10 protein-coding genes and 1 pseudogene are annotated in these 13,049 nt (G+C 28.4%); 1 reads left to right on the top strand and 10 read right to left on the bottom strand.

What is annotated here, in order from left to right; translation table 11 throughout:
• Nucleotides 1–183: 183 nt before the first annotated feature.
• The 10 genes and pseudogenes from larB to F7B34_RS02020 all read right to left on the bottom strand — a co-directional run bounded on the left by larB (nt 184) and on the right by F7B34_RS02020 (nt 10,366).
• Nucleotides 184–951 carry a nickel pincer cofactor biosynthesis protein LarB gene (gene larB, locus F7B34_RS01975; protein ID WP_292459940.1) on the bottom strand — a complete coding sequence of 256 codons (768 nt, stop codon included), beginning with the start codon at nt 949–951 and terminating at the stop codon, nt 184–186.
• Nucleotides 952–988: 37 nt separating this feature from the next.
• Entirely contained in the window at nt 989–1,789 is an 801-nt protein-coding gene (locus F7B34_RS01980; RefSeq protein ID WP_292459942.1) for a D-aminoacyl-tRNA deacylase, read from the bottom strand.
• Nucleotides 1,790–1,849: 60 nt separating this feature from the next.
• Nucleotides 1,850–2,542, bottom strand: coding sequence for a glycosyltransferase family 2 protein (locus F7B34_RS01985; protein WP_292459943.1), 693 nt, complete (start codon nt 2,540–2,542; stop codon nt 1,850–1,852).
• 141 nt (nt 2,543–2,683) lie between these two features.
• A pseudogene (locus tag F7B34_RS01990) lies at nt 2,684–3,198 on the bottom strand (acylphosphatase).
• Between the two features lie 120 nt (nt 3,199–3,318).
• Complete coding sequence (feoB, locus tag F7B34_RS01995; RefSeq protein ID WP_292459945.1) at nt 3,319–5,271, bottom strand: ferrous iron transport protein B; 1,953 nt, start codon at nt 5,269–5,271, stop codon at nt 3,319–3,321.
• A gap of 127 nt (nt 5,272–5,398) precedes the next feature.
• Nucleotides 5,399–5,605 (bottom strand): FeoA family protein, encoded by a 207-nt coding sequence (locus F7B34_RS02000; RefSeq protein ID WP_292459946.1) that lies wholly within the window; start codon nt 5,603–5,605, stop codon nt 5,399–5,401.
• 15 nt (nt 5,606–5,620) lie between these two features.
• On the bottom strand, nt 5,621–6,331 hold the full coding sequence (rpiA, locus tag F7B34_RS02005; protein WP_292459949.1) for a ribose-5-phosphate isomerase RpiA: 711 nt from the start codon (nt 6,329–6,331) through the stop codon (nt 5,621–5,623).
• A gap of 164 nt (nt 6,332–6,495) precedes the next feature.
• Complete coding sequence (hisF, locus tag F7B34_RS02010; protein ID WP_292459951.1) at nt 6,496–7,323, bottom strand: imidazole glycerol phosphate synthase subunit HisF; 828 nt, start codon at nt 7,321–7,323, stop codon at nt 6,496–6,498.
• A 39-nt stretch (nt 7,324–7,362) separates the two neighbouring features.
• On the bottom strand, nt 7,363–8,169 hold the full coding sequence (locus tag F7B34_RS02015) for a MinD/ParA family protein (protein WP_292459953.1): 807 nt from the start codon (nt 8,167–8,169) through the stop codon (nt 7,363–7,365).
• A gap of 19 nt (nt 8,170–8,188) precedes the next feature.
• Nucleotides 8,189–10,366: a hypothetical protein gene (locus F7B34_RS02020; protein ID WP_292459954.1), complete on the bottom strand. Its 2,178-nt coding sequence runs from the start codon at nt 10,364–10,366 to the stop codon at nt 8,189–8,191.
• A 176-nt stretch (nt 10,367–10,542) separates the two neighbouring features.
• On the opposite strand from F7B34_RS02020, the gene F7B34_RS02025 reads away from it, so the two are divergent.
• On the top strand, nt 10,543–13,049 hold a 2,507-nt coding region (locus F7B34_RS02025), incomplete at its 3' end, for a hypothetical protein (RefSeq protein ID WP_292459956.1).

Below are 13,049 nucleotides of genomic sequence, written 5' to 3' on the forward strand. Positions count from 1 at the left end.
ATTCTATACTTTCTATAATGTTATCAAAAACCTCCAATATTATATATTCTCGTATAAAATTTTCGCTACATATTTTTATTATATTTAATATATAAAATATTGCTCATTTTAGAAACACTCCTCTTTTCTTTCAATAGTTTTATTAAATATTATTTTTAAAATGTTGCATAAATTTATAACCTTTTATAACCTTTTGTATATATTATAAACCAATAACCCTGCAAATATTCCCGCACCAAAACCATTATCTATATTCACTACTGCAAGTCCTGGGGCACAGGAATGAAGCATTGCAAGAAGAGGTGTTTCTTTTATGCCGTATCCTGTTGAGGTTGGAACTCCAATAACTGGAATATCTACAAGAGAAGCCACCACTGAGGGCAGAGCTCCTTCCATGCCTGCAACTACAATTATACAATAAACATCTTCATCTATCATTTTTTTTAGTGGTTTTGTAATTCTATGTATGCCTGCAATTCCAACATCATAGGCTTTTAATACTTCACATCCCATTAATTTTGCGGCTTCTTTTGCCTCTTCAGCCACTGGAATATCCGAGGTCCCTGCGGTAATTATTCCAATTTTTCCAATACTGTCAATTTTATAATTCTTTTTTGTAAGGGATATCGTTTTTGCCATTTCATTAACATCAATAGTGAATTTATCAATGTTTTTCATATTATTTAATAATTTAACCACTTTTTCAATATCATTTACCCTAGTTGCAAGTGCTATACCGTTGTTTTCTGCAAGTTTAAAAAGAATCTTTGCAATATCCTCTATTTTTTTCCCTCCTCCATAAACTACCTCTGGAACGCCTACTCTACTTTTTCTGTTAAAATCCAGTTTATATAACTTTTCTATTTCATCAAGGTGAGATAATTTTAATTTTTTTTCCACTTCCTCTAAGGTTAGTTCTCCATTTTTAAATTTTGTAAGAATTTCTCTCATGGTATCACATTATATTTACATTAACATAAATTTCATATTAACATAGATCTTTAACTTTTTTCCATAAAATATTGTTTTTTTCAAAAAATTCAATATATTTTTTCTTATCCTCGCTATTGAGACCCTTCCAATCAAACAATATATAATCAAAATCCTGTTTAATTAGTATTTGTTCAAGAACCTTCTCAGAAAGTTTGGCATATTTTGGAATAATATAACCCACATAGCATTTATTTGACAATACCAATTTTGTAAATCTCGGAGCATAATGTCCTCCACCGAATCCAACAACTTTGTCCAAGACATTATAGTTTTTATTTTCAATGGATTTAATTGTGTCTATAATTGATTTTGCAATTATTTCCCCAGCTTCTTTAATTTCCCATTCTTTCTTGGAGCTCCCAATTTCAACAAATACCGACGGAACATTTAAATCAGTAGGTCCATGATGAACAGCCTCAGATGATACCTCAAAATTAAATTTACTATAGTCCTCCAAATTGTTATATTTAAAAATATTTTTAAGCAAAATAGAATTCAAAACTCCATCACAGGGACATATTTCTTCAATATTTCCGCCGTGTGAATTGTCAATTGTTAAATTTCCAGAAGTATGGACTGTTAATGTTGGTTTTTTGCTTTCACTTCTGTGTTTTGATAAAAAAATATAATAATCATAGCCATTTGGTAGGTCTTTTTGTGAGAGCTTAGTAAGTTTTCTATCAGTTTTAAAAAAATAGATATTTTCTTCTAAATCGTCTAAATTTAAATTATTCAGGTTGTTTTTAATATTTATTCCAGCTAAATCCTTTGTAGAGTAAATTAATAAGTATTTCATATTATCACATAATCGTTATATTATTAGTATTATTTTTTTATAATGTTGTTGTAGCATTCCTTAAACAAGTCTATGAATTATGAGTTTTAAAAGTATTTTAAATCCAGTAATTACATTTGTTCCTCTAGCCATAGAGTAATCTGTATATATTGTTTTTATAGGGATTTCCTTAAACTTTAAATTGTTTCTTTTGATTAAAACAACAAATTCCGAAGAAACTTCATATTTATTGCTTTTCAATTGATTCATTATTATTTTTGCTGCATTGTATGAAAATGCCCTTAAACCACTTTGGCTGTCTGTGATAAAATGTCCGCCCATTAAGTATGTTAAAAAATTCAAACCCCAATTTCCTATCCTTTTTATCTTTGGCATATTTTTTACTTCTTTTTCGTCCATTAACCTGCTTCCTATTACAACATCGTAATTTTCATCCAATATAGGTTTTGCAACCTTTTCAATATCCTTTGGGTCGTGCTGTCCATCGGCATCAAATGTAATAATTACCTTTGGGTTATATTCCAATGCACATTTTAATCCTGTTCCAAGAGCTCCGCCCAAACCCCTGTTTATAATATGTTTGCAAACAATAACTCCCTCTTCCTTAGCTATGTTGTAAGTATTGTCCCTACTTCCATCATCCACAACAATTATGTTTTTATAGCCTTCATCCTTTAATTTTTTTAAAGTGTTTCCTATCATTCCTTCCTCATTGTATGCCGGAACCACCACATATATATCATTTTTATCCATATTATCCCCACTATAACGATTAAATGAAATAAAATATGAAAAATAATTATTTATTTTACAAAAGCATGAAAAATGCTAAAATGATTACTCGCATGCTTATAGGTAGATAGATGGTGTTATGGATAAGAGATAAGCAAAATCTTAAAGTTTTTGTTCAATTCTTTTTAATATCTCTTTCATTTCGTTCTGACCTTTTATTAATTCATTCTGACTGTTAATTAATATTTCTTGACCTTTTTTAAGTTCTTCCAAAACTCCAAAAACCATTTTAATATATTTAACTCCCTCATCTAACTTTTTATTGAGCTCTAACAATCATCTTCTGAAATCCTATTTATTCCATTTGGGAATTCGATATATGATTTTAACTCTTTTTCTTCGATTTTTTCAATATTTATCAATCTATCTTTATTTTCTAAAAATTTTATATTATTTTTAAATAACTCTTTTGTCTCCTCATCATCAAAGTTTGCTAAAATCCTTACAGTTCCATCTTCATAATTATAAATTACCCCATCAATCCCTAAACCTCTACCTATATCTTCTATTCTATCTCTAAACCCAACATGTTGGACTTCCAAAGCGTAGCTTTGGGCTACAAAATCCGAAGGATTTTGTTCAATTCCATATATTTTTAACTCATAAGTTGCTGCCATAATACTCGACCTATCTGATTATCTTTTTGAAAGTATATTTAATTTTATTGCATAATCGTTATAATTATTATAATTTTAATTATTAAATATTTTATTTATTTTTATTCTATTTTAATTTTTTTATTGGAATCCGAGAAGTTTTCCCATATTGTATATAACAATACCAACTATCGTTGCCAAGGATATGTTGTATAATATACCAAATAAAGTCCATTTTAAACTATGGGTTTCTAAATATTGTGTTGCAACCGTTGCCAAACATGGAATATATAACACAGATACGAGGGTGAATACAAAAGCCTTTAAAGGTGTTAAAACTGAGCTCACATCACCACCATATACTATATTCATTGTAGACACTACGAGCTCCTTTGCTACAACCCCAAACATTAAGCAAACTGCCCCTCTCCAATCAATGCCCATCCATAAAGTGATGTGTTCCAATACCTTACCTATCACAATTCCATAACTATTGTCAGTGCTTGGATAATTTAATAACCAATAGAACGCAAGAGAACCTGCCAAAATAACAGTACCTGCTTTTTTTAAGAATTCTTTACTTCTTTCCCATGTTATTTTCAAAATATTTTTCCAATCCGGTGTTCTGTATGGAGGCAACTCAAATATAAATTCCTCGCCTTTTCCCTTTATAATCTTACTCAATATATAGGAACTAATTCCCAACAACCCAAATACAACCCCCAATATTCCAAGTGTAAATAATGAGGTATATTTAGGAAAGAATGCTGCAGCCATAAAACCTATTATTACAAATCTAGCTGAACATGGAACAAGCGGTGCTACAAGCAATGTAATAAGCCTTTCCTTATGGTTTGACATAAATCTTGTAGCCATTAACCCGGGAACATTACACCCAAAACTTATAATAAAAGGAATAAACGCTTTTCCTCCAAGGCCTATTTTTGACATAACACCATTCATTAGTGCTGCCACCCTTGACAGATATCCACAATCCTCTAAAATTGCCAAAGAAAACATTATTAATGCGATTTGTGGAAAAAATTGTAATACACTATCAACCCCAGATAATGCACCATCCACCACAAATCCTGAATATATAGGTGGAAGTATGCTAGTTAAATAAGTTCCAATGTATCCAAAAAACATATCGATATAGTTTGAAAAGAAACCTCCAATATCAAATACAAAACTATACATCAGATATAAAACAATTCCAAAAATCACAAACCCATAAAATGGATGTAGTATTATTGTATCGATATCTTCATGTAGTTGGCTCTCAGTCATTATACCCTTCAAAATTTCGTCAGATTTTGCATATCTCTGTTCCACAATATAGCTTTCTACATCGTGTTTTATTTTATTCTCAACTTCTTTTTTGACATTATTTACAAAAGAGAGTATTTCTTTTTTATCTTTAAACTCTTCTAAAATTTCAGGATCTCCTTCAAGTAGAGATATTACAAGCCATCTTTTTGGAACTGATTTGAATTTTTCACTTAATTCTAAATTTTTATATTCTTCTAATTTTTTAACAATCTTTTCAATAGCATCTTCTAATAATTTTGAATAAACGATTTTACATGGTTTTTTAGGTTTATATTTATATATTTCTTCTTTTAGATTGTCTACTCCAACATTATATCTTCCAGATATTTTTATTACAGGTAATCCTCCCAATTTTTCACTTAATTTTTCCTCATCAACAGTTATACCGTATTTTTCAGCTTCATCGATAAGGTTTAAACACAAAATTGGAGATTTACCGAGTTCTATAAGTTGTAGTGTTAAATACAAATTTCTATTAATATTTGGAGTGTCAATTATATCTACAAGGATTACATCTTTATTTTCAAGTATAAAATCTCTGGCTATCTTCTGATCTATTGAGTTTGACATTAAAGAATATATTCCGGGTAAATCAATTACCTTAAATTCTCTATTTTTGTAATTTAATATACCTTCTTTTTTTTCAACAGTTACGCCTGGCCAATTACCTATCTCCTGCCTCATCCCAGTTAGTGAATTAAATAGAGTAGTTTTTCCAACATTTGGTTGACCTACAAGTGCTACTAGTTTTATATTATCCATCTTCACACCGTTAAATTTATTAAATATATAATATTTTTAAGTATAAATAAAAATTATTTTTAATTTTACTAAATTTAAAATGTTTAACTATAATTAAATAAATTAGTAAATTAATAATATATAAAATTTATTCTACAAGTATAGCACCTGCCATTCCTCTACCTATTGCTATTTTAGAATTTCCTATTCTTACAAGTATAGGTCCTCTTTTGTTTGAAGAAATCACCGTTATTTTAGAACCTGGTATTATACCGAGCTCATAAAGTTTTTTACATGGTGTATTTATTTTTACCACTGTGTATGTACCAGGATTTTTATTTAAAAGATTATCCATATAATCACCAATGAATTATTTTTTTAATGTTATAACTTTTTTTGGACTTCCAACAAGAACCTTATCTACCTTTGTAAATATTCCATTTTCTATGACTCCAGGAATATTATTCAATTCTTTTTCAGTTTCTTCAGGATTCTTTAATTCAATGAATACATCTATAATCATGTTTCCATTATCTGTAATCACCGGACCCATTTTTCTATCGGCCATTCTTATTGATGGTGCAGTATCTCTTTTTAACAATTCATTTAAAACGCTTGAATAAGCAAAGGGTAAAACTTCCAATGGAACTGGTGTTTTATCACCCAATGAATCTACAATCTTGTTTTCATCAACTATAACCATAAATTCCTTTGCACAGTAATCTATTATTTTTTCTCTTGTATGACATCCTCCACCTCCTTTTATAAGATAGAGGGTTTTTTTATCTACTTCATCTGCACCATCAATGGCAATATCTATTTCACCATATTCATCAAGTGAAACCAATGGAATTCCATATTGAATTGCATACATTCTAGATTCAAATGAAGTTGGTATTCCAAATATACTTAATTCCTCTTCTACCACCCTTCTTCCGAGCTCCCTTATGAACAGATTTGCAGTAGAGCCTGAACCAAGACCTACAATCATTCCATCTTTTATAAGATTCGCCGCTTCTTTTGCCACCATAAATTTTGTATTTTCTACATCAGATGATGATTTTAAACCACTTTTTGCCATAATTTTCCTCCTTTTTATGATAATATTAAAAATAATTAGTTATAATCTAACAGGAATATTCTTTTTTAATAAATACTTTTTTATCCCCAGGCAGCCTTTAAAAAAGGCTGCTACCCAAAATCCAACCTCCACTCGCTATTGCTCCTGTCGGTTGGAACCTAAGGTTATAATCTAACAGGAATATTCTTTTTTAATAAATACTTTTTTATCTCCTGGATAGTATATTCTCTATAATGTAATATACTAGCCATTAGAGCTGCATCTGCTTTTCCATACTCAAATACATCATATACATGTTTAAGAGCTCCGCAACCACCGCTAGCTATTACTGGAAGTTTTACATTTGTAGATATCGATTTTGTTAGTTTAATATCATAGCCTTTTTTTGTTCCATCTGCATCCATACTCGTTAAAAGTATCTCACCAGCACCGAGTTCTTCCACTTCTTTACTCCATTCGATAGCATCAATGCCAGTCTCTTTTCTACCTCCATAGATATAGACTTCAAACCAGCAGTATTTATTTTTGTCAATTTTTACAATATTTTTGTCCTCTAATTCTTTGGATTCAAGCTTATCTTCGTCAATATAGTTTCTTTTTGCGTCGATAGCTACAACTACACACTGGGAACCGAATATTTCACTAGCTTCTCTAACCAATGCAGGATTTTTGACCGCAGCAGTATTTACAGATATTTTATCAGCACCTGCCCGAAGTATTTTTCTGAAATCCTCAACACTCCTTATTCCTCCACCAACTGTTAAGGGGATAAATACCTGCTCTGCTGTCTTTTCTACTAAATCTATTAATATGTCTCTTTTTTCATATGATGCAGTAATGTCTAAAAATACGAGCTCATCTGCACCCTGTTCATTGTATATTTTTGAGAGCTCTACCGGGTCACCTGCATCCCTGAGCTCAACAAAATTTGTTCCTTTTACAACCCTTCCTTCCTTTATATCCAAACATGGAATAATTCTTTTTGTTAACAACTATTTCACCATTTTTATTTTTTTATTTTTTAAAAGTATTTAAAACTTAAAATTATTTTCATTATCATTATTATCATCTGCTTCATCGTTACCTCCAATTATTGAGCTTCTAAATTCCTTTGCTATTTTTAGAGCTCTAAGTGTAGCCAAGTCTTTTTCTATATATGTTTCAGATAATTCATCAGCTAAAAAGGTTAATTCCTTTCCAAATGATGACCTTTTTTCAATAATTGGCACCCCCTCCAACCATTGGTATTCTACTTTTTTATCGTATGGGAGTATAGCCAATATATCATCCTCATTCAATATTCCTTCAAAATCCACAATATTTCTATCCTTATTTACAATAATCCCCATAATTTCGAGATTTAGGGCATTTAGTAATTCGATAGTTTTAAGTGTATTGGCAATTCCAGGAATACTGTCCTCTGCCACAACTATCATTTTTTTTAACACGCTTTCACTGGAAAACAATATATTACCTTCGGTGATATTTGGAGGTAGATCAAGTATAATAACATCATAATCTTTTTCCAAAGTTTTTATAACTTCTAAAAATTTTTTCTGGTCAGTATCGGTATCGAATGCATTTGGTGTAGTATCACACACAACAACTGACAAATTTTTGTATTCATGGATGATATCATTAAAATCACATTTTTCAGTTAAATAGGCATTTAATGTGTTTGGATTATCCTCAAGACCAAACAATAATGCCCCAGTGCCTCCATATATATCACAATCTAAATAAACTGTTTTTATTCTATCGCTAAGATAATAAGCCATATTTGCAGCAATAGTGGTTTTTCCAGTGCCTCCTTGTATATTGTAAAATCCTATTTTCATAAAATCACCATTGGTAATATTAATTTAATAAATATATTATGGGTTTCTCAGTGGGACAATGATATAATATTAATTTATTTGAAGTTTTATTGTATTCTTCAATTGATATATTTGACAGGTTAAGAGATGAAATATTTATTCCCTTTTTATAAATGGTTATTTTTATAGGATTGTTGGATTTTGCAATTATCATAGTGCCATTTACTATTTTAATATTGCTATGCATATAATTATTTACCCAATCTGCATAGTTTTTAAATGAACATATCCATGTGTAATTATCCTTTAATTTATATATCAAACTGGAATTATAATCTACAACATCCGCAACATACACTCCAAATTCTTCATCCTTTGGAGGTATATAATACTCTTTAATATAATGTATTCCATAGGTATCATTTAATAATCCAGGAATTTTTATAATAATCATACCGTTTTCCTTTGAAATCTCTTTATGGTCTGGAATGACTATATAATCTATTTTATTGGTTAAGTCAAGTTTCCACGATAGATTACTATTATCTCTTCCGAATATTGCATCAACCAAATTTTTATCGTTTGATGTTAAAAGCAATCCATTAATGTTTTCACTTAATGCATATCCATAATTTTTAACAAACCAGTGATTGAAATATTTATATTTATCACTCATTTCAGAATCATTTGAAGGTAAAACCACCTTTCCTTTATAATACCAATTACTTACATATTTATTATTATCATTCCACTGAGGTTCGTTTTTATCATAATGGTAATATTTATTATCAGATTTTACCCCCTTTTCCCAGTATCCTATATTATTGGTCCCTTTATAGCATATGGATTTTGGATAATAACCACCCACAGGGTCATTTTGGAAGGTTTCCGGAGCTTTATCAGTATATATTATGGGATAATAGCTCATAGCCAATATATCAAAATCTTTAATATTATATCTATTTTTAATGTTCGATGGACTATAATATATATGGGTGTAATTTTTATTATACCATTTTTTAAACCAATAATCATTCAATAGAGTATTCAATTCACTCTTACTTGGATTTTCTTTTTTGATAATCTTCAAATTCTCAGAACCTGTTGATATATAGGTTGTATTTATATTTAAAATTTCTGAGAGTCCTTTTACCGTTTTTATCTTTTTATTTATTAAATCATCATTTCTTAAATTTACTTTTATTTTTCTTCCTGCAACATCTATTGCATAATCCCCTCTTTTATCTGGAATAGCATTTTGAATAACTATTCCATTAATGAGAACATGTTTATAATGTGGAGGAACTTTGTTGATATATACAAATGTTCCATTGTTTTTTGAAACATAATATCCTATAAAATCCAAAATAGATTTATCGTTTATTGATATAGGATGAACAATGAGTAATTTTTTATTTTTTATTTCATATATTCCTTTTTCTCCATCTAATAACTTCGTGCTTATATTATATATTTTTTCCTTTTTAGGTAGCTCTATTGGAGGATGGTATAACAGAGCTCCATTGTTATCTAAATACACATATTTCTTAGGATATATTATAAAGATATTATTTTTATTTACAAAACTATAGTTGTAATAGAAAGGTATTTTATTTGCACCGGAGTTATAAATTAATTTATATTCACCACTGTATTTATTTTCTTCCCGTTTTGGGGGGTTGTATATTAAGGCTCCATCATTACCCCTACATACATATTTTTTAGGGTATAAAACATACACGCTATTTTTATCCAAGTATACATAGCCATTTAAATCTGGTAATTTGGTAGGTATTTTATATTTTTCAGGTGGTATGTGCTTTATTTTATATTTGGAACCATTAAATTCTTTGGGTGTGTTATATACAAGAGCCCCATTATTATCTAAATATACATATTTCTTTGGATATATTATAACGATATTATTTTTATCGATATATGTGTAATTGCCATAGTCTGGTATTTTTTCAGGTTTAACTTCTGAAATATTGAGATTATATAATATCCAATTTTTAGGATTTTTTGTAAAATTATCGTCAATATAAAATAACACTATATTTGGGTCAGATAAATAACCTTCTAATTCATTTTTATTATTAATATGGGATAAAGGAACAATTTCAACAGGTATCGTTGATGACCATGTATACGGTAAGGCATAACTAACCCCCATTACTAATAATATCATACAAGTTATTAACAGATAACTTAACCTCATATTTTATCACCATATATCCGTCCTGTATATTTTTTAAGATGTATTTTTATCTACATATACATATGCGACATTATATACACTATTATATTTAAATATTATAAATTAATTAGAATAATATTATTGATATACTATATTTTTTTCTTTTATTACATTTATAAATATTTATCTGGGAAATTATGAGAATAATAATAAAGTTTATTATAATAATGGGGATATTATTTAGTAGTGTTTCAGGAATATGGGGGAATAATATTGATATATCAAATATTTGGGAATCTTACACCCTTATAAACTTAAACAATAACTATGAAATGCACTATATTGATGTAGATGTTTCCCCCACCATCTATCTAAATATTATTAATAATGAGCCATACCAACAAAATATCGTATTATGTATTAAATCTGATGAAGGAACACTGTGGCGATCTCCTCTATTGTCTATCCCACCCAAATCAAATAACAATACAATATCTGCAAAATTAAAATTCAAAGAATGCGGTTCTCATAAAATACATATAGATATATTGGATAAAGATGGCAATATTGTGATATCCAAAATGGCCACTGTATATGTAGCTGATCCAATAGATGTTGAATATATATCCTGTAATGAAGCATATGTAAATAAATCTAATCCAAATATTGAAGTATGCAATTCCCCATGGTTTAAAATTGGTTTAAAAAATAATAAATATTCCCAGTCCGATTATATAGTTAAAATATGGATTGCAGTAGTTTCTAACAATTATAACAAAGATGCCAATAAAAATAACAACGATACTGGTATTTTATATTATGGTAAAAACAGTAGCAAATTAATATATATTCCAAAAAATTGTAAATCCGAGGTATATTTTAAAATTCCTCCAATAATTCAGAGAAATTCTGATTCAATAAAAATTCAAGTTCATACAGAAGTAATGGGAGTTCATGATTACACAGATGGTCCTGCTAAGACTGAAATAAATGGAAAGGGTTTAAATATTGTATACTGTCGAAACACATCATGTAAAATATTTGTATATCCAATATCTTTGTTAAATGTAGAGGTAATTACTAAACTTAACAAAACCACTGCTAATATTTTAAAAAAATATTATAAACGTTCAAATATTGATGATGAAGAATTAAGAAATATGATAGAGCATTATACATATTATAATAATAACTATAATGTAATTCCAAGAGCATATATGAAAAACGACCCTTATTTGGCTATTATAAAATTAACATTAAGAAATAGATATGATAAAAATATCCATGGTGCTGTAATAGTCAAAAACAACTTGGGAACATTTACTAAAAATATTTCCTTGAATAATTTTGAAACCAGAGATATTTATATTCCCATTTATTTAAATTACGAAAAAAATGGAAAAATAAAAATTGTAATTTATTCCAACAATTACATATATATAACTTCCAAAAATATCAATATAGTTCCCAAAAGGATACCTATTGTAAAAATAAAGAGCATTACATATTCTTACAACAATAAGAGTTTTAATATAACAAACGACTATGTAAATGTATTGGTTGGAAAAACATATTTATTGAATGTAAAATTGGTAAATAATTATAATAAAACTCTGTCTGGAAAAATCGTTCTTAATGATAACCTTAAAAAGGGGGTTGTAAATTACCCATCAACAATTTCATTTAAACTAAAATCTAATGGCGAAAATACACTAGTTATTCCAATAACATTTTATACTGGGGCTAGAGGTGAAGTGCAATTTACTGTAAAAACAGATGATGCCTTGGCAAAATATTCTAAATTTATCCATTTTAATGCACAGAATATAAAGGCTAAATTGTATTATAATGGAACTTTTAGTCCAAAAATTGCCATTGTAAATAATAACTCTATATTTAATCATTATCCTGTGGCAGGCTGCTATAATAACTTTGTAGTTAGATTGAAGAATCCATTGGATGAAAAAATTGAATGTTTAACTTGGATTGAGGTTGTTAAGGGTGATAACTATGTGAAAAATACTTCAAAAATGGTGGTAAATATACCGCCAAAGGGGTTTAAAACTATTAATTTTAAAATTAAATTTAATGAAGGTTTTGAGGGCTATATTTTATTATATGCAATACCTACTACATACCATAAATATAATAATATTTCAAATATTGCACCTATCGTTACTAAGAGCATTAAGGTAGTGGCTCCATTATCTATAAATCTAAACTACTATACCTGTAATACTTCTAAAAATAATTCTCAAATTCATATAGAAATAATCTCTAATTCCACAGAGGTGTTTCCAGTTAGCATACATTATAACTATTGGACTGAGTTGATTAAAAACAATGTATCGATATTTAAAAGTGTAAAAAAACATGCAATAATATGTCCTTTGGAAATCAAAAATATTTATATAAAATTGGGAAATTTGGGTGAGGGAAATTATACTCTAAATTTTTATGTAGAAATACCAAATTTTATCAAAGAGAATAACAAGTATCGTCCAATGATATTAAAAAGAAGTAAAAATATTATTATTGCTAAAAAAGGAAAAATGGTTAATAATAATGTTGTATTGAATAACGATAACGTGGATAGTTATAAAATTTATAAATTAAATAACGCTTCAAAAACTAAAAACAATACTAAAAATATATTCAAAAATATTTATCAGATTATTAAAAACTCAATTTATAAGTTATATTC

Source organism: Methanothermococcus sp. (assembly GCF_015523155.1).
Classification (GTDB): domain Archaea; phylum AGJL01; class Methanococci; order Methanococcales; family Methanococcaceae; genus Methanofervidicoccus.

Coding starts and splice junctions, on each gene's coding strand:
- larB (WP_292459940.1), bottom strand. CDS start 951: ATGAGAGAAATTCTTACAAAATTTAAAAATGGAGAACTAACCTTAGAG.
- F7B34_RS01980 (WP_292459942.1), bottom strand. CDS start 1,789: ATGAAATACTTATTAATTTACTCTACAAAGGATTTAGCTGGAATAAAT.
- F7B34_RS01985 (WP_292459943.1), bottom strand. CDS start 2,542: ATGGATAAAAATGATATATATGTGGTGGTTCCGGCATACAATGAGGAA.
- feoB (WP_292459945.1), bottom strand. CDS start 5,271: ATGGATAATATAAAACTAGTAGCACTTGTAGGTCAACCAAATGTTGGA.
- F7B34_RS02000 (WP_292459946.1), bottom strand. CDS start 5,605: ATGGATAATCTTTTAAATAAAAATCCTGGTACATACACAGTGGTAAAA.
- rpiA (WP_292459949.1), bottom strand. CDS start 6,331: ATGGCAAAAAGTGGTTTAAAATCATCATCTGATGTAGAAAATACAAAA.
- F7B34_RS02015 (WP_292459953.1), bottom strand. CDS start 8,169: ATGAAAATAGGATTTTACAATATACAAGGAGGCACTGGAAAAACCACT.
- F7B34_RS02020 (WP_292459954.1), bottom strand. CDS start 10,366: ATGAGGTTAAGTTATCTGTTAATAACTTGTATGATATTATTAGTAATG.